At 34.3% G+C, this 19,401-nt stretch carries 9 protein-coding genes; 8 read left to right on the top strand and 1 reads right to left on the bottom strand.

Annotated elements, in window-relative coordinates; genetic code table 11:
- The first annotated feature begins 20 nt into the window (after positions 1-20).
- The 7 genes from rplK to BUC03_RS12050 all read left to right on the top strand — a co-directional run bounded on the left by rplK (position 21) and on the right by BUC03_RS12050 (position 10,884).
- On the top strand, positions 21-458 hold the full coding sequence (gene rplK, locus BUC03_RS12080) for a 50S ribosomal protein L11 (protein ID WP_073152403.1): 438 nt from the start codon (positions 21-23) through the stop codon (positions 456-458).
- A gap of 19 nt (positions 459-477) precedes the next feature.
- Complete coding sequence (gene rplA / locus BUC03_RS12075; RefSeq protein WP_073152400.1) at positions 478-1,176, top strand: 50S ribosomal protein L1; 699 nt, start codon at positions 478-480, stop codon at positions 1,174-1,176.
- Positions 1,177-1,186: 10 nt separating this feature from the next.
- Complete coding sequence (gene rplJ, locus BUC03_RS12070) at positions 1,187-1,708, top strand: 50S ribosomal protein L10 (RefSeq protein ID WP_073152397.1); 522 nt, start codon at positions 1,187-1,189, stop codon at positions 1,706-1,708.
- A 57-nt stretch (positions 1,709-1,765) separates the two neighbouring features.
- Complete coding sequence (rplL, locus tag BUC03_RS12065; RefSeq protein ID WP_073152394.1) at positions 1,766-2,140, top strand: 50S ribosomal protein L7/L12; 375 nt, start codon at positions 1,766-1,768, stop codon at positions 2,138-2,140.
- Between the two features lie 171 nt (positions 2,141-2,311).
- Positions 2,312-6,124 carry a DNA-directed RNA polymerase subunit beta gene (gene rpoB / locus BUC03_RS12060; RefSeq protein ID WP_073152391.1) on the top strand — a complete coding sequence of 1,271 codons (3,813 nt, stop codon included), beginning with the start codon at positions 2,312-2,314 and terminating at the stop codon, positions 6,122-6,124.
- Positions 6,125-6,201: 77 nt separating this feature from the next.
- Entirely contained in the window at positions 6,202-10,506 is a 4,305-nt protein-coding gene (rpoC, locus tag BUC03_RS12055; RefSeq protein ID WP_073152388.1) for a DNA-directed RNA polymerase subunit beta', read from the top strand.
- Positions 10,507-10,563: 57 nt separating this feature from the next.
- A complete protein-coding gene (locus BUC03_RS12050; protein WP_073152385.1) occupies positions 10,564-10,884 on the top strand; it encodes a DUF3467 domain-containing protein in 321 nt (106 codons plus the stop codon).
- A gap of 64 nt (positions 10,885-10,948) precedes the next feature.
- Here BUC03_RS12050 and BUC03_RS12045 read toward each other — a convergent pair whose 3' ends face one another.
- Positions 10,949-12,535 (bottom strand): peptide chain release factor 3, encoded by a 1,587-nt coding sequence (locus BUC03_RS12045; protein WP_073152382.1) that lies wholly within the window; start codon positions 12,533-12,535, stop codon positions 10,949-10,951.
- A gap of 214 nt (positions 12,536-12,749) precedes the next feature.
- On the opposite strand from BUC03_RS12045, the gene BUC03_RS12040 reads away from it, so the two are divergent.
- Positions 12,750-19,391 carry a T9SS type B sorting domain-containing protein gene (locus BUC03_RS12040; protein ID WP_073152379.1) on the top strand — a complete coding sequence of 2,214 codons (6,642 nt, stop codon included), beginning with the start codon at positions 12,750-12,752 and terminating at the stop codon, positions 19,389-19,391.
- Positions 19,392-19,401: the final 10 nt, after the last annotated feature.

Genomic DNA, 19,401 nt, shown 5'->3' with positions numbered 1-19,401 from the left:
TCAAAATAAATTTTTAAAAAATGGCAAAAGAAGTAAGTAAGGTTGTAAAATTACAAGTGCGAGGAGGTGCGGCTAATCCGTCTCCGCCAGTTGGACCTGCTTTAGGTGCTGCCGGGGTAAATATCATGGAATTCTGTAAGCAATTCAATGGTAGATCTCAAGATAAACAAGGAAAAGTTTTACCTGTTGTAATTACAGTTTACAAAGATAAATCTTTTGATTTTGTAATCAAGACTCCTCCTGCAGCTGTTCAAATCTTGGAAGCAGCAAAAACAAAAAAAGGTTCTGGAGAACCTAATCGTAAGAAAGTAGCAAGTATTTCTTGGGATCAAGTTAAGACTATTGCAGAAGATAAAATGCAGGATCTTAATGCATTTACTGTTGAGTCTGCTATGAAGATGGTTGCTGGTACAGCACGTTCTATGGGAGTAACTGTAAAAGGTGATGCACCATTTTAATCTAAAAAGAAACTAAGAAATGGCAAAATTAACAAAAAAGCAAAAAGAAGTACAGGCAAAGCTTGATGGTTCTAAGTTGTATAGTGTAGCCGAAGCTTCTGCTTTAGTAAAAGAAATTTCTAACGTAAATTTTGATCCTTCAGTAGATTTAGCAGTTCGTTTGAACGTAGATCCTCGTAAGGCTAATCAAATGGTTAGAGGTGTGGTTACTTTACCACACGGTACAGGTAAAGATGTAAAAGTTTTAGCTTTAGTTACTCCAGATAAGGAGCAAGAAGCTAAAGATGCAGGTGCTGATTTTGTAGGTTTAGATGAATATCTAGATAAAATCAAAGGCGGATGGACAGATGTAGATGTTATTGTAACAATGCCTAGTGTAATGGGTAAATTAGGTCCTTTAGGTAGAGTGTTAGGTCCAAGAGGTTTAATGCCTAACCCTAAAACAGGAACTGTTACTATGGATGTTGCAAAAGCTGTATCTGATGTGAAAGCTGGTAAAATTGACTTTAAAGTTGATAAAACTGGTATAGTTCACGCTGCAATTGGTAAAGCATCTTTTGATGCTGAAAAATTAGCAGGAAATGCAAGAGAATTATTAACTACGCTTGTAAAATTAAAACCTCAGGCTTCTAAGGGTGTGTATATTAAAAGTATTCACATGTCTAGTACAATGAGCCCGAGTGTAGAGATTGATACTAAAAGGTTTACTGAGCAATAATTAAATTATTATGACAAGAGAAGAAAAATCACAAGTAATAAAAGATTTAACTGCCCAGTTAACTGAAACTTCAACGATATATCTAGCAGATATTTCAGGTTTAGATGCAGGTACTACTTCTAATTTAAGAAGAGCTTGTTTCAAAGCAAATATCAAATTATCGGTAGTTAAAAATACATTGCTAGCTAAAGCAATGGAAGTAGCTGATAAAGATTTTGGTGATTTACCATCAACTTTAAAAGGTAATACTTCAATTATGATTTCTGAAACTGGTAATGCTCCAGCTAAGGTAATCAAAGAATTTAGAAAGAAAAACGAAAAACCTATTCTTAAAGGAGCTTTTATTGATGAAGCTGTTTTTGTAGGAGATGAGTACTTAGAAACTTTATCTAGTATTAAATCTAAGGAAGAGGTTATTGGAGATATTATTGGATTATTACAGTCACCTGCTAAGAACGTTGTTTCAGCACTTAAGTCTGGTGGAGGTAAAATAGCAGGTATCTTAAAAACACTTTCTGAGAAAGAAGGTTAGAAAATAGTACGCACTTTTTAATTAAATTATAAATAAAACATTTTAAAACGATAGAAAATGGCAGATTTAAAAGATTTCGCAGAACAATTAGTTAATTTAACAGTAAAAGAAGTTAATGAATTAGCTGATATATTAAAAGAAGAATACGGTATTGAGCCTGCTGCTGCTGCAGTAGCTGTAGCTGCTGGTGGTGCTGGTGGTGCTGATGCTGCTGAAGAGCAAACAGAATTTGATGTAATTCTTAAGAGTGCTGGAGCGTCTAAGTTAGCTGTAGTAAAATTAGTAAAAGAACTTACAGGATTAGGTCTTAAAGATGCTAAAGGTTTAGTTGATGGTGCTCCAAGTCCAGTTAAGGAAGGAGTTGCTAAAGATGAAGCAGAAGCTTTAAAAGCACAATTAGAAGAAGCAGGAGCTGAGGTTGAGCTTAAGTAAGCTTAACAAAGCAATATTATTTAGGTTTAGGCCTCAGGATATGTTCCTGAAGGTCTAAACCCTTTTGCGTATTTATACGTTGGTGCAGTTTTTGCACACTATTTTATAAGTTAATTATGTGCTTTCAACTTTAAATCATTTAAAGGTGAAAACCTCAAATTCCGTCCATAGATGTTAGAAAAGCAAACTGAAAGATTGAATTTCTCTTCTGTAAAGAACAGACCTGATTATCCGGATTTTCTTGATATCCAGATAAAATCATTTCAGGATTTCTTTCAATTAGAAACCAAATCAGAAGAAAGGGGAAATGAAGGATTATATAATACCTTCATGGAGAATTTCCCGATTACGGATACCCGTAACCAATTTGTATTAGAGTTTTTAGATTATTTCGTAGATCCTCCACGTTATTCTATTCAAGAATGTATAGAGAGAGGGCTTACTTATAGCGTACCGCTAAAAGCAAGATTAAAACTTTATTGTACAGACCCTGAACATGAAGATTTTGAAACTATCGTTCAAGATGTTTATTTAGGGACAATTCCTTATATGACTCCAAGTGGTACTTTTTGTATTAATGGAGCAGAGCGTGTAGTTGTATCTCAGTTACACCGTTCCCCAGGAGTATTCTTTGGACAATCTTTCCATGCAAATGGAACAAAATTATATTCAGCAAGAGTAATTCCTTTTAAAGGTTCTTGGATTGAATTTGCTACCGATATTAATAGCGTAATGTATGCTTATATCGATAGAAAGAAAAAATTACCAGTAACAACTCTTTTCCGTGCAATTGGTTTTGAAAGAGATAAAGATATTTTAGAAATTTTTGATCTTGCAGAAGAAGTAAAGGTTTCTAAATCTGGTTTAAAAAAAGTATTAGGTCGTAAATTAGCGGCTCGTGTTCTTAACACTTGGTACGAAGATTTTGTAGATGAAGATACAGGTGAGGTAGTTTCTATCGAAAGAAACGAAATTGTATTAGATCGTGATACAGAGTTAGATAAAGAACATATAGAAGAAATTTTAGAGACGGGAACTAAAACAATTCTATTACATAAAGAAGATAATTCTACTGGAGATTATGCTATTATACATAATACTCTACAAAAAGATCCTACCAACTCAGAAAAAGAAGCGGTAGAACATATATATAGACAATTACGTAATGCAGAGCCGCCAGATGAGGAAACTGCAAGAGGAATAATTGATAAGTTATTCTTTTCTGATCAACGTTATAATTTAGGTGAAGTTGGTCGTTACAGAATGAACAAAAAACTTGGTCTTAATATAGAAATGGATAAGCAAGTGCTTACCAAAGAAGATATTATTACCATTATTAAATATTTAATTGAGTTAATAAACTCTAAAGCAGAGATAGATGATATTGATCACCTTTCTAATCGTCGTGTTAGAACGGTAGGAGAGCAATTATCTCAACAATTTGGAGTAGGTCTTGCTCGTATGGCACGTACAATTCGTGAGCGTATGAACGTAAGAGATAACGAGGTATTTACACCAATAGATTTAATTAATGCAAAAACACTTTCTTCTGTAATTAATTCTTTCTTTGGTACCAATCAGTTGTCTCAGTTCATGGATCAAACAAATCCATTAGCAGAGATTACTCATAAGCGTCGTCTTTCAGCATTAGGGCCTGGAGGTCTTTCTAGAGAAAGAGCTGGTTTTGAGGTTCGTGATGTTCACTATACTCACTACGGGCGTTTATGTCCTATTGAAACTCCAGAGGGACCAAACATTGGATTAATTTCTTCACTTTCTGTTTATGCAAAAGTGAATGGAATGGGATTCATTGAAACTCCTTACCGTAAAGTTGAAAATGGAAAAATAGATATAATTAATGATCCTGTTTATTTTTCTGCGGAAGAAGAAGAAGGTAAATTAATAGCGCAAGCAAATATTCCTTTAAAAGATGATGGAGAAATAGATACAGATAAGGTTATTGCACGTATGGAAGGTGACTTCCCTGTAGTAGATCCAAATGAGATTCACTTTACAGACGTTGCACCAAACCAAATATCTTCTATTTCAGCTTCATTAATTCCATTCTTAGAACATGATGATGCAAACCGTGCATTGATGGGATCTAACATGATGCGTCAAGCAGTACCATTATTAAGAGTAGATTCTCCTATTGTAGGTACAGGTCTTGAGCGTCAAGTAGCTTCAGATTCTAGAGTACTAATAAATGCAGAAAGAGCAGGTACGGTAGAGTATGTAGATGCAAGAATGGTTACTATCAAGTATGATAGAACAGAAGAAGAAAGAATGGTTAGTTTTGAGTCTGACTCAAAATCTTACAACCTAATTAAATTTAGAAAAACAAACCAAGGTACTTCTGTAAACTTAAAACCAATTGTAAAAGTTGGTGATAGAGTAGAAAAAGGTCAAGTACTTTGTCAAGGTTATGCTACAGAAGAGGGAGAATTAGCTCTTGGTAGAAATATGAAAGTAGCCTTTATGCCTTGGAAAGGGTATAACTTTGAGGATGCAATTGTAATTTCTGAAAAAGTAGTAAGAGAAGATATTTTTACTTCTATTCATATAGATGAATATTCTTTAGAAGTTAGAGATACAAAACTTGGTAATGAAGAGTTAACTAATGATATTCCTAACGTTTCAGAAGATGCAACAAGAGATCTTGATGAAAACGGAATGATTAGAATTGGTGCAGAAGTTAAACCTGGAGATATTTTAATTGGTAAAATTACTCCAAAAGGAGAGTCAGACCCAACTCCAGAAGAAAAATTACTTCGTGCTATTTTTGGTGATAAAGCTGGTGATGTAAAAGATGCTTCTTTAAAAGCTTCTCCATCACTAAATGGTGTAGTTATCAATAAAAAACTTTTCGCTAGAGCGGTAAAAGATAAGCGTAAACGTGCACAAGATAAAGAAGACATTGCAAGGTTAGAAGATAAGTACCGTGTAAAGTTTGAAAGTCTTAGAAATGAATTGATTGATAAATTATTTGCTATTGTTGGAGGTAAAACTGCACAAGGAGTTAAAAATGATTTAGGAGAAGATGTTTTGCCAAAAGGTAAAAAGTACACTCTTAAAATGTTAAACTCAGTAGATGATTATACACATTTAACGCAAGGTACTTGGAGTACAGACGATCATTTAAACACTTTAGTTGCAGATTTAATTCACAACTACAAAATTAAAGAAAATGATCTTCAAGGTAATTTAAGAAGAGAGAAGTTTACAATCTCTGTTGGAGATGAGCTTCCTTCAGGAATATTAAAACTAGCTAAAGTTTATATTGCTAAAAAACGTAAACTTAAAGTTGGTGATAAAATGGCAGGACGTCACGGTAACAAAGGTATTGTTGCAAGAATCGTTCGTCAAGAAGATATGCCTTTCTTAGAAGACGGAACTCCTGTTGATATCGTGTTAAACCCATTAGGGGTACCTTCACGTATGAATATTGGTCAGATTTATGAAACTGTTCTTGGGTGGGCAGGTCAAAAATTAGGTCAAAAATATGCAACACCAATTTTTGATGGAGCTACTTTAGACCAGATCAATGAGCTTACAGATAAAGCAGGTATTCCAAGATTTGGGCATACATATCTTTACGATGGTGGTACAGGAGATCGTTTTGATCAGCGTGCTACAGTAGGTATCATTTATATGTTGAAATTAGGACATATGATTGAAGATAAGATGCACGCACGTTCTATTGGACCTTACTCTTTAATTACGCAACAACCATTAGGAGGTAAAGCTCAGTTTGGAGGTCAGCGTTTTGGAGAGATGGAAGTTTGGGCATTAGAAGCATATGGTGCTTCTGCAACCCTACGTGAAATTTTAACTGTAAAATCTGATGATGTAATTGGTAGAGCTAAAACTTACGAGGCTATCGTAAAAGGTGAACCAATGCCAGAACCAGGATTACCAGAATCTTTTAATGTATTAATGCATGAATTGAAAGGTCTTGGTCTAGATATAAGATTGGAAGAGTAATAACATTGCCTTCGGTTTTTTAAACCGAAGGCATTAGTTATATCATAATTTAGTATAATTCTTTAGTACCATATATAATGGCAAGACATAACGATAAGAATACACAACAAAAGAGATTTAATAAAATCTCTATAGGTTTAGCTTCTCCAGAAAAGATTTTAGGCGAATCAAGAGGAGAGGTTTTAAAACCAGAAACAATTAATTACCGTACTCACAAACCGGAACGTGATGGACTTTTTTGTGAACGTATTTTTGGTCCTGTTAAGGATTATGAATGTGCGTGTGGTAAATACAAAAGGATTAGATACAAAGGAATTGTTTGTGACCGTTGTGGAGTAGAAGTAACTGAAAAGAAAGTACGTAGAGATAGAGTTGGTCATATTAACTTAGTTGTACCGGTAGCTCATATCTGGTATTTCCGTTCTTTACCAAATAAAATAGGTTATTTATTAGGTATTCCTTCTAAAAAACTGGACATGATAATTTACTACGAACGTTATGTAGTAATTCAAGCCGGTATTGCAAAAAATGAAGAAGGTGAACCATTAAATAAAATGGATTTCTTAACAGAAGAAGAGTATTTAAATATACTAGAAAGTCTTCCGCAAGAAAATCTATATCTTGAAGATTCAGACCCAAATAAGTTTATCGCTAAAATGGGAGCTGAATGTTTAATTGAAATATTACAACGCCTTGATTTAGATGAATTATCATACGAATTAAGACATAAAGCTAATAATGAAACTTCTAAGCAACGTAAAACTGAAGCGTTAAAACGTTTACAAGTTGTAGAAGCTTTCCGTGATGCTAATAAAGTTAGAGAGAACAGACCAGAATGGATGATAATGAAGGCTGTTCCTGTAATTCCACCAGAATTACGTCCATTAGTACCACTAGATGGAGGTCGTTTTGCTACTTCAGATTTAAATGATCTTTATAGAAGGGTGATTATTAGAAACAATCGTTTAAAGCGATTAATGGAGATTAAAGCTCCTGAAGTAATTTTACGTAATGAAAAACGTATGCTTCAAGAGTCTGTAGATTCATTATTTGATAATACAAGAAAATCTTCTGCAGTAAAAACAGATTCTAACCGTCCACTTAAGTCTCTTTCAGATTCTTTAAAAGGTAAGCAAGGTCGTTTTCGTCAAAACTTACTGGGTAAACGTGTAGATTATTCAGCTCGTTCTGTAATTGTTGTAGGACCAGAGATGAAATTGTTTGAATGTGGTTTGCCTAAAAATATGGCAGCAGAGCTTTATAAGCCTTTTGTAATTAGAAAACTAATTGAAAGAGGTATTGTAAAGACTGTAAAATCTGCAAAGAAAATTATAGATAAAAAAGAGCCTGTAGTTTGGGATATCTTGGAGAATGTTCTTAAAGGACACCCAGTATTGCTAAACCGTGCTCCTACGCTTCACCGTTTAGGTATTCAGGCTTTCCAACCAAAATTAATTGAAGGTAAAGCAATACAATTACACCCATTAGTGTGTACAGCCTTTAATGCCGATTTTGATGGAGATCAAATGGCGGTTCACTTACCATTAGGGCCAGAAGCTATTTTAGAAGCTCAATTATTAATGTTAGCTTCTCATAATATCTTAAACCCAGCCAACGGATCACCAGTAACGGTACCTTCTCAAGATATGGTACTTGGTCTTTATTATATGACCAAGCTTAAAAAGTCTACTCCAGAAGAACCTGTAAAAGGGGAAGGTTTAACTTTCTATTCTTTTGAAGAAGTAAATATAGCTTTCAACGAGAAAAAGGTAGATTTAAATGCATCTATTAAAGTTAGAGCGAAAGATTTTAATGAAGAAGGAGAATTAGTTTATCAAATTATTGACACTACTGTTGGGCGTGTTCTTTTCAATGAAGAAGTGCCAGAGAAAGCAGGTTTCATTAATGAGGTATTAACCAAAAAATCTTTAAGAGATATTATTGGTAATATTCTTAAAGTAACAAGTGTTCCAGAAACAGGAGAATTTTTAGATAAAATAAAAAGTCTTGGTTACGGTTTTGCATTTAGAGGTGGTCTTTCATTCTCATTAGGTGATATTATTATCCCTCAAGAGAAATATGAAATGATTGATGAAGCAAATGAGCAAGTTGAAGGTATTATGGCCAATTATAATATGGGTCTTATCACTAACAATGAGCGTTATAACCAAGTAATTGATATTTGGACAGCTACCAATGCTAACTTAACCGAGTTAGCGATGAAGCGAATTAGAGAAGACAAACAAGGATTTAACTCTGTATATATGATGTTAGATTCTGGTGCGCGTGGATCTAAAGAGCAAATTCGTCAGTTAACAGGTATGCGTGGATTAATGGCGAAGCCTAAAAAATCTAACTCAGGTGGTGGTGAAATTATTGAAAATCCAATTCTTTCTAACTTTAAAGAAGGTCTTTCAATTTTAGAATATTTTATTTCTACTCACGGTGCGCGTAAAGGTCTTGCAGATACCGCTTTAAAAACGGCAGATGCGGGTTACTTAACACGTCGTTTAGTAGATGTTTCACAAGACGTAATTGTAGGTGAAGAAGATTGTGGTACATTAAGAGGTATCGAAATGAAGGCGCTTAAGAAAAACGAAGAGATTGTAGAATCTCTTGGTGAGCGTATTTTAGGTAGAACTGCCCTTAATGATATTATAGATCCTATTACTCAAGAAGTTATTGCTGTATCTGGAGATGAAATTACAGATGCAATTGTTGCAAAAGTAAAAGCTTCTGCTCTAGACTCTGTAGAAGTAAGATCTGCATTAACTTGTGAAGCTAAAAAAGGAATTTGTGTAAAATGTTATGGTAGAAACCTTGCAACTGGTAAAACAGTACAAAAAGGTGAAGCTGTTGGTGTTGTTGCTGCGCAATCTATTGGAGAGCCAGGTACACAGTTAACCTTACGTACTTTCCACGTGGGAGGTATTGCAGGTAACATTTCAGAAGAAAATAAATTAGTATCTAAGTTTAATGGTATTGCAGAAATTGAAGATCTTAAAACAGTTAGTGGTGAAAGCCCTGACGGTAGTGAGGCAGAGATTGTAATATCTAGAACTTCAGAGCTTAAAATTGTAGATGCTAATACCGGAATTACTTTAAGTAATAATGTAATCCCTTACGGTTCACAAATATTTATTAAGCCAGGTGATAAGATTAGTAAAGGTGATGTTGCTTGCCAATGGGATCCTTATAACGGTGTTATTATTTCTGAATTTGCTGGTAAAGTTAAGTTTGAGAATATAGAACAAGGTATTACTTACCAAGTAGAAACAGATGAACAGACTGGTTTCCAAGAAAAAGTAATTTCAGAATCTAGGAATAAGAAAATGATTCCTACCTTATTAATTTTAGGTAAAAAAGACGAAGTTATTCGTTCTTATAACCTTCCTGTTGGTGCTCACTTAATGGTAGATGATGCAGAAAAAATTAAAGTAGGTAAGATTTTAGTTAAAATTCCACGTAAATCTGCGAAAGCAGGGGATATTACTGGAGGTCTTCCTCGTGTAACAGAATTATTTGAAGCACGTAATCCTTCTAACCCAGCTGTAGTAAGTGCAATAGATGGTGTTGTATCTTTTGGTAAAATTAAACGTGGTAACCGTGAAATTATCGTTGAGTCTAAATTAGGTGAAGTGAAAAAGTATTTAATTAAACTTTCTAACCAAATCTTAGTTCAAGAAAATGATTACGTTCGTGCCGGTATGCCATTATCTGACGGATCTATAACTCCAGAAGATATCTTAAATATCAAAGGGCCTAGCGCTGTACAACAATACTTAGTAAACGAAGTGCAAGAAGTATATCGTTTACAAGGGGTGAAAATTAACGATAAGCACTTTGAGGTAGTAGTACGTCAAATGATGCGTAAGGTTAGAATTCAAGATCCAGGAGATACAATTTTCTTAGAAAATCAATTAGTTCATAAAGCTGATTTTATTGAAGAAAATGATGATATATTTGGTAAAAAAGTGATTGATGACGCTGGAGATAGTGTAAACTTAAAGCCAGGTCAAATTGTTACCGCTCGTGAATTAAGAGATGAAAATTCTATTTTACGTAGAGAAGATAAAAACCTTGCTACTGCAAGAGACGTTCAGCCAGCTACGGCAACGCCAATCTTACAGGGTATTACAAGAGCATCATTACAAACAAAATCATTTATATCGGCAGCATCGTTCCAAGAAACTACAAAAGTATTGAATGAAGCAGCAGTTAATGGTAAAGTAGATTCTTTAGAAGGTCTTAAAGAAAATGTTATTGTAGGTCACAAAATACCTGCAGGTACAGGTCTTAGAGATTATGATAATATTATTGTTGGATCTAAAGAAGAGTTTGAAGAAATGACGGCAGAGAAACAAGAAGTTAATTATAACTAATGGTAAAATCCCGACTATTATTTAATAGTCGGGATTTTCTTTTTATAGTATATTATTATGAACGACGAAAAAGATAAAAATCCTAATCAAAAGCAGCTCAATATAGAATTAGATGAAGCTACAGCACAAGGTACATATAGTAACTTGGCAATTATTAATCATTCTGCTTCTGAGTTTGTTGTTGATTTTGTAAATATTATGCCTGGAGCGCCAAAAAGTAAGGTGAAATCTAGAATAATATTAACACCGCAACATGCTAAACGTTTATTAAAAGCATTAGAAGGTAATATTGGCAGATTTGAGAAAGCTCACGGAGAAATTAAAGATTATGATAGACCACAAATTCCTTTGAATTTTGGACCAACTGGTCAAGCATAATTATTAAATAGTATAAAAAAAAGCCTTGAATGAAATTCAAGGCTTTTTTTGTTTTAAACATTTTTTAAAATTCAGAAGTAAAATGAAATTTAATAGTTTTATACTTTTGTTGTGTCATTTGTAATGAAAACATTGAGTCTGCAAAAAATACAAGTTGACCTCGTTTGTCTTTCGCTAAGAATTTACTTTTTACTCTCTTAAATTCTTTAAACTCTTCGCTTTTTTCATCTTCTGCTTCTACCCAACAAGCTTTATGTACATTTAGAGGTTCATAAGTACATTTTGCACCATATTCATGTTCTAAACGATATTGAATTACTTCATACTGTAAAGCACCTACTGTACCAATTACTTTTCTATTATTTAGTTCAAGTTTAAAAAGCTGTGCAACACCTTCATCCATTAATTGATCAATCCCTTTTTCTAATTGCTTAGATTTCATTGGATCAGCATTATTAATATATCTAAAATGTTCTGGTGAGAAACTAGGTATTCCTTTATATTGAAGTATTTCTCCTTCTGTTAAAGTATCTCCAATTTTAAAATTTCCTGTATCGTGTAACCCAACAATATCACCGGGGTAAGAAGTGTCTACAATTTCTTTTCTCTCTGCAAAAAAAGCATTGGGACTGCTAAAACGTAATTTTTTGTTATGCCTTACGTGTAAGTAAGGTACATTTCTTTCAAATTTCCCTGAAACAATTTTAATAAATGCTAAGCGGTCTCTATGTTTAGGGTCCATGTTAGCATGTATTTTAAATACAAAGCCGGTAAATCCTTTTTCTTTGGGATCTACAAGTCGGGTGTCACTTTCTTTAGGGCGAGGAGATGGGGCTATATCTACAAAACAATCTAGCAGTTCTCTTACGCCAAAATTATTTAATGCAGAGCCAAAAAATACAGGTTGTAAATTAGCTTCTTTATATTGTTGCTCGTTAAACTCTGGGTATACTCCCTTTGTTAATTCAATTTCTTCTCTTAAAGTATTAGCAGCTTTGTCTCCTATTAAGTTATCAAGTTCAGGAGACTCTAAGTTAGATATTTCAATAGTTTCTTCAATATCTCTTCGAGGATCACCTGTAAATAGGTTTATATTTTTCTCCCAAATATTGTAAATTCCTTTAAAATCATATCCCATTCCTATAGGAAAGCTTAAAGGAGTGACTGTAAGGTGAAGTTTTTGTTCAATTTCATCTAATAAATCAAATGCGTCTTTCCCTTCTCTATCCATTTTATTAATAAAAACTATGATAGGGATTTTGCGCATTCTACATACTTCTACTAATTTTTCGGTTTGCTCTTCTACACCTTTAGCAACATCTATCACAACAATAACACTATCTACTGCAGTTAATGTTCTAAATGTATCTTCGGCAAAATCTTTGTGTCCAGGGGTATCTAAGATATTAATTTTAATATCTCTATATTCAAATGCAAGTACAGAAGTTGCAACAGAAATACCTCTCTGTCTTTCAATTTCCATAAAGTCACTTGTAGCTCCTTTTTTTATTTTGTTAGATTTTACTGCTCCAGCTTCTTGAATAGCTCCTCCAAATAGTAAAAGCTTCTCGGTTAAAGTTGTTTTACCGGCATCTGGGTGAGAAACAATACCAAATGTTCTCCTTCTGTTAATTTCGTCTATAAAACTCATGGGTGCAAATGTATTGATTTTCTTTGTTGATATCAAGTAGAATAAGTTTCTTAAATACTTTAAGAGGTGAATTTATTTGTCATAAAATACTGTTAAGAACTTTTCTGATATGAATAGATAAAAGTTAATTAATATTAAATTTTTTTCTTTACATTTAACGACTAAATGTCCCCCACATAATACTTATATATAAATTGTTAGATTTATAGGTAAAATGAAAGATAAATTTACTTTTCAAATTTTATTTATTTGCTTGTTGGGATTTTTGAATTCTATAAACTCCTCTGCGCAAAGTGTAACACAGGCACATATATACGGCCATGTGTATCATGACGTGAACGGTAATGGGATTGAAGAGTCAGGAGAGCCTGGATTGCCAAATATAGATATTATATATCAAGTAAACGCTGGTGCATTGCAAGCGGTAACTACAGATGCAAATGGTGATTGGGAAATTTATACAACTGCTGGTTTAGTTGAAGTTTATGTCGATGTAGGTGATTTAGGTCCAGGAGCAGTGCAGACAGATGGAGTAGATCCTAACACTGTTATAGCTATAATAGGGGTAAGTCATGATGGTGGTACAGATGGATATTATTACCAAGGAGATGTATCAGGGCATTTGTATTTTGATAAAAATGGTAATGGTACTCAAGACTCTTCAGAACCAGATATGCCGAATGTAGATGTTTTGGTAACAGATGCTTTTGGTATTGTTCAAACTGTTTCTACAAACTCTAATGGAGATTGGACGGCTAACGTAGCAGCTTTAACAGCTATTGCGAATGTAGATGAATTAGATCCCGATTTTCCGGCTTTGTCTGTTCAAACAGAAGGGTCAGATCCTTCTGCGGTATCTATTACAGCTGGTCAAGATAATTTTACAGATAACGATGGTTATTATGAAAAAGGTATCTTAACTGGTCATTTATATTTTGATGATAATGGTAATGGTACACAAGATTCATCAGAACCAGATATGCCTAATGTGGATGTTTCTATTACAGATAGTCAAGGGCAAACGTATATAGTAAGCACAGATGCTAATGGAGATTGGATTATAGAAATACCAATAGGTAGTGCTACTAGTAATATAGATATAACAGATCCAGATTTTCCTACCGGAGCAACTCAAACAGAGGGTACTAATCCTACAACATCTACCGTTTTAATTGCGCAAACTGTAATAGCAGAAAATGATGGTTTTTATACTACAGGTACAGTAACAGGTCATTTGTACTTTGATGTAAATGGTAATGGAATCCAAGATGTAGGAGAGCCAGATATGCCAAATGTAGATGTATCTATCACAGATAGTCAAGGTGCTATTTATTTAGTTGCTACAGATGCAAATGGAGATTGGCAAGCTCAAGTAGCTGTAGGGAATGCGCAAATAGATATAGATAATACAGATACAGATTTTCCTTTAGGTGCTACTCAAACAGAAGGGACAGATCCTTCTGTGACTTTAGTATTAGCAAATCAAAGTGTTTTTTCAGAGAATGATGGCTTTTATGAAGAGGGAGAGCTATTAGGTCATGTTTACCATGATCAAAATGGTAACGGTGCCCAAGATGCAGGAGAGCCAGATATGCCAAATATCTCTATATTAATAACAGATGCTTTAGGGAATACTTCTTATACAGTAGTAACAGATGTAAATGGAGATTGGAGTGTTTTAGTTCCTTCAGGGAATACTTCTGTAGAGGTAGATGTAACAGATGTAGATTTTCCTATTGGAGCCTCACAAACCGAGGGTACAAATCCAACAACAGAAATAGCTGTAACAGGACAAATTTTATTTACAGAAAATGATGGTTTTTATGAGAGCGGTTCGCTTTCTGGGCATTTATATTTTGATGTAAATGGTAATGGAACCCAAGATGCAGGAGAGGCAGATATGCCAAATGTAGATGTGACTATTACACCTCAGGTTGGGAGTCCGCAAACGGTGTCTACAGATGCTAATGGAGATTGGATTGCATCTAATGTTCCAGTAGGTAGTGCTTCTATATTGATAGATGTTACAGATCCAGATTTTCCTATAGGAGCTACACAGACTGAAGGGACTAATCCAAGTTCAACTACAGTGGTTATTAATCAAAATACATTTACAGAAAATGATGGTTGGTATGAAGTAGGTATTTTGTCTGGTAGGTTGTATTTTGATGTGAATAATAATGGAGTGCAAGATACAGGAGAGCCAGGCTTAGATAATGTAGATGTAGCTATTACAGACGCATTAGGTAATACTTCAATAGTAGTAACAAATTCTAATGGAGATTGGCAAGCAACGGTTCCTTCTGGTCCTACAATTTCTAATATAGATCAAACAGATCCAGATTTTATTTTTAACATGCCTAATGATATAACGCAAGGTTCTAACCCAACAACAACAATTGTACAAACTGGAGTTTCTGTAAGCGAAGAACATGATGGGTTTTATGCGGAAGGTTTATTATCAGGGCATTTATATTACGATACTAACGGAAACGGAACGCAAGATGTAGGTGAGCCTAATCTACCTAACGTTACTGTGAATGTTACCGATATTGCAGGGAATATACACTCTATTGTTACTGATATTAATGGTGACTGGAGTATTACTGTACCAGTAGATAGCGTTTCATCTTTAATAGATGTTACAGATCCAGATTTTCCTACAGGCGCAATTCAAACAGAAGGTACAAACCCAACTGTTAGTTCTGTAGCTTCTTCTGTAACTTCTACAGAAGTAGATGGATTTTATGACCCTACTATTATAATTACCACCATAACTGGTCAAGTGTATTACGATGTGAATGGAAATGGTACTCAAGATCCAGGAGAGCCAAATTTACCAAATGTAGCTGTAGAAATTACAAACTCAATAGGAGGAATCTCTATTGTAGATACAGATATTAACGGAAATTGGTCTGCACAAGTACCAGAAGGTGTTACTGTTGTAGAAGTTGATGAAACAGACCCAGATTTTATTACTGGCGGAACACAGACAGAAGGAACCAACCCTACTACTATAAATGTCGTGACAGGTGGAAGTAACTCTCAAGTAGATGGGTTTACTTTATCTAATGTTAGTACTAACAATATAACAGGACACTTGTATTTTGATTACAATAACAACGGAACTCAAGATGCTGGAGATGCAAATATGCCAAATGTAGATGTGGTAATAACCAACTCTCAAGGGCAAAATTCAACCGTAACTACAGATAATAATGGAGATTGGGTTGCAATAGTACCTGTAGGGACTACAACTTCTAATATAGATGAAACAGATACAGATTTTCCAACAGGTGCTACACAAACAGAAGGTACAGACCCTACTGTAAGTACAGTTGCATTTGGTACTACTTTTGTTGAAGGTGATGACGGTTTTTATATAAGCAATATACTTATAACAACAATATCAGGTCATTTATATTATGACATTAATGGTAACGGAACTCAAGATGCAGGAGAACCTGATTTAGCTAACGTAGATGTTATAATAACAGATGTTAATGGAGGTACCCAAACAGTTTCTACAGATGCAAATGGGGATTGGTCAACACTTGTACCAGAAGGATCTACCATAGCGCAAATAGATGAAACAGATTCAGATTTCCCTATAGGATCTACACAAACAGAAGGAACCAACCCAACTACTATAAACGTTGTAACAGGTGGTAATAACTCGCAAATAGATGGTTATTATAATTCTAATATAGTTTTTGTAACCTATACAGGACACTTGTATTATGATACAAACGGCAACGGAACTCAAGATACAACAGAGCCAAATTTACCAAATGTAGATGTTGATATTTTAACCTCTTTAGGTTACAGTATAACTGTAGTGACAGATGCTAATGGAAATTGGTCTGTACAATTGCCAGAGGGTACTACTGTAACAGAGGTAGATGAAACAGATCCAGATTTCCCTATAGGTGCAACACAAACAGAAGGAACCAATCCAACCACATTTGTTTTAAGTGCTTCTGGAACTCTATCAGAAACAGATGGATTTTATTTAGATACCGTAAAAACAGCAACATTATCAGGTCATATTTATTATGATTATAATGGTAATGGTACACAAGATGCTGCTGAAGCAAATATACCAAACTTAGATGTGTTAATTACAGATGTATTAAATCTTTCGGTAATAGTAACAACAGATATTAATGGTGATTGGTCTGTAGTGGTTCCAGAAGGAAACACTGTCTCTGTAATAGACATTACAGATCCTGATTACCCTACGGGTTATATTCAAACAGAAGGGACAGATCCAACAACTACTAATGTGGTTTCTGGTTCTACTAATGTAGAAACTCCAGATGGTTTTTATAATTCCAATTTTCAAACAGGAGATTTGTCTGGTCACCTTTATTATGATACTAATAGTAATAATACCCAAGATACGGGAGAGCCAAACTTACCAAACGTTGATGTGCAGATTACAGATTCATTTGGAGGTACGCAAGTGTTAACTACAGATGCTAATGGTGATTGGTCTGTTACATTGCCAGAAGGTTCTACTACATCATTAGTAGATGTTACAGATCCAGATTTTCCTACAGGGTCTGTGCAAACAGAAGGTACTAACCCAACTGTTTCTAATGTAATAAACTCAACACCTGCTCAAGAAATTGATGGTTTTGTAAATAATAAATTAACAACTTCAAATTTATCAGGCCATGTGTATTATGATACAAATAGTAATAGTACCCAAGATGTAGGTGAGCCTGATTTACCAAACATAGATGTTGAAATTGTAAACTCTCTTGGTATTTCTGTAATTGTAGTAACAGATGCAAATGGAGATTGGGCTATAACTGTACCAGAAGGTTCTACAACTTCTTTAGTAGATGTTACAGATCCAGATTTTCCTACAGGAGCTACACAAACACAAGGAACCAACCCTACAAGTCATGGTTTAGCAGGAGGTACTACAACTTCAGAAATTGACGGTTTTTCTAATACGAGTGTCAATACAGCAGTTGTATCTGGTCATTTATATTATGATTTTAACGGAAATGCTACTCAAGATAGTGGTGAGCCTGATTTAGCAAATATAGACGTGTCTATTTATACAAGTCTAGGATTTACTATAATTGTTTCTACAGATAATTCAGGAGATTGGTCTTTATTAGTTACTGAAGGGTCTACTACTACAACTATAGATTTAACAGATCCAGATTTTCCTACAGGTGTCACACAAACAGAGGGGACAAATCCAACTATAATTAATGTGGTTGTAGGTGCTGCTAACTCAGAAATAGACGGTTTCTATAATCCAAATTTAGAAGTAGGAGAGTTATCTGGACATATATATTATGATACTAATGGTAACTCTACCCAAGATATAGGCGAGCCAGACTTAGCTAATATTCCGGTGTTAATAACAGATAGTTTTGGAGGTACTTATAATTTAATTTCAGATACTAATGGAGATTGGATTATAAGTGTGCCAACAGGAAACACAACCTCTTTAATAGATGAAACTGCAGCTAATTTCCCTGTAGGAGCAACGCAAACAGAAGGGACTAACCCTACAACTACTAATGTAACCAGCGGATCTTCTACACAAGAATTTGATGGTTACACAAATTTAAATTTAGGTACAGGAGATATCAATGGTCATTTATATTATGATGCTAATGGAAATGCAACGCAAGATAGTGGAGAGCCAGATTTACCAAATGTATCTGTAGCAATAACATTATCTGTAGGAAGTACTATTAATGTCGTTACAGATGTAAATGGAGATTGGAAATCTACCGTTCCAGAGGGAAATACAACATCACTTGTAGATGAAACAGATGTAGATTTTATAATTGGTGCTGTACAAACCGAGGGAACTAACCCTACCGTTACAAATGTTATTGCAGGAAATATATTTTCTGAAGTAGATGGTTACGAAGTTCCTTTAAGTGAGTTAGGGGAATTAAGCGGACATATGTATATAGACGCTAACGGAAATGGAGTTCAAGATAATACAGAGCCAGATTTAGCAAATGTTGATATTGTAATAACAGATTTCTTAGGGGGTAATCAAACATTAACATCAGATGTAAATGGTGATTGGTTTGCTAATGTAATATCAGGTCAAACCACATCAGATATAGATGAAACAGACCCAGATTTCCCATCTGTTTATATTCAAACCGAAGGGACAGACCCAACCGTAACGCAAGTAACACAAACATCTTCAAACTTTGAATTCGATGGTTTCTTTAGTCCAGAATATGCAATAAGTACTTTAAATGGACATGTGTATTTTGACACTAACGGTAATAGTACACAAGATGTAGGAGAAATAGATTTAGCTAATATAGATGTAGAAGTTTCAGATCAATTAGGTTTAACACAAACAGTTTCAACAGATATAAATGGTAACTGGTCAACGGGTGTTCCTTTAGGTGATGTTACAAGTTATGTTTTAATAAATAATATACCAGCATTTAGTGATGTAGTACAATCAGAAGGAACCAATCCAACTAATACTACTGTTGCGGGGAATATGGATTATTATGAAATTGACGGATATTATATAGATGAATTAACACCAAATGACTTAAAAGTTTTTAATGCAATAAGTCCTAACGATGATGGTCAAAATGATTATTTAATAATTGAAGGTATAGAAAACTTCCCTGATAATAAATTAATTATCTTTAACCGTTGGGGAACTAAGGTGTTTGACGTGTCAGGTTATGGGCAAGATAATAAGTATTTTAGAGGTTATAGTGAAGGAAGAGTGACCATAAAAAAAGAGTCTAAATTACCTGCGGGAACATATTTTTACATATTAGAGGTAAACTCTAATAGCGGTGAAACAATGAAAAAAGAAGGTTACTTATATATAAATTAAACTAATATTG

The sequence above is a fragment of the Mesonia phycicola genome (genome assembly GCF_900141885.1).
GTDB lineage: Bacteria > Bacteroidota > Bacteroidia > Flavobacteriales > Flavobacteriaceae > Mesonia > Mesonia phycicola.
The sequence above is the reverse complement of the archived record's forward strand: the minus strand, read 5'-3'. Positions and strand labels throughout refer to the sequence as shown.

What these genes read in the sequence shown, in the direction of transcription:
- rpoB (WP_073152391.1), top strand. Translation starts at nt 2,312, where the DNA reads ATGTTAGAAAAGCAAACTGAAAGATTGAATTTCTCTTCTGTAAAGAAC.
- rpoC (WP_073152388.1), top strand. Translation starts at nt 6,202, where the DNA reads ATGGCAAGACATAACGATAAGAATACACAACAAAAGAGATTTAATAAA.
- BUC03_RS12045 (WP_073152382.1), bottom strand. Translation starts at nt 12,535, where the DNA reads ATGAGTTTTATAGACGAAATTAACAGAAGGAGAACATTTGGTATTGTT.
- rplL (WP_073152394.1), top strand. Translation starts at nt 1,766, where the DNA reads ATGGCAGATTTAAAAGATTTCGCAGAACAATTAGTTAATTTAACAGTA.
- rplA (WP_073152400.1), top strand. Translation starts at nt 478, where the DNA reads ATGGCAAAATTAACAAAAAAGCAAAAAGAAGTACAGGCAAAGCTTGAT.
- rplK (WP_073152403.1), top strand. Translation starts at nt 21, where the DNA reads ATGGCAAAAGAAGTAAGTAAGGTTGTAAAATTACAAGTGCGAGGAGGT.
- BUC03_RS12050 (WP_073152385.1), top strand. Translation starts at nt 10,564, where the DNA reads ATGAACGACGAAAAAGATAAAAATCCTAATCAAAAGCAGCTCAATATA.
- rplJ (WP_073152397.1), top strand. Translation starts at nt 1,187, where the DNA reads ATGACAAGAGAAGAAAAATCACAAGTAATAAAAGATTTAACTGCCCAG.
- BUC03_RS12040 (WP_073152379.1), top strand. Translation starts at nt 12,750, where the DNA reads ATGAAAGATAAATTTACTTTTCAAATTTTATTTATTTGCTTGTTGGGA.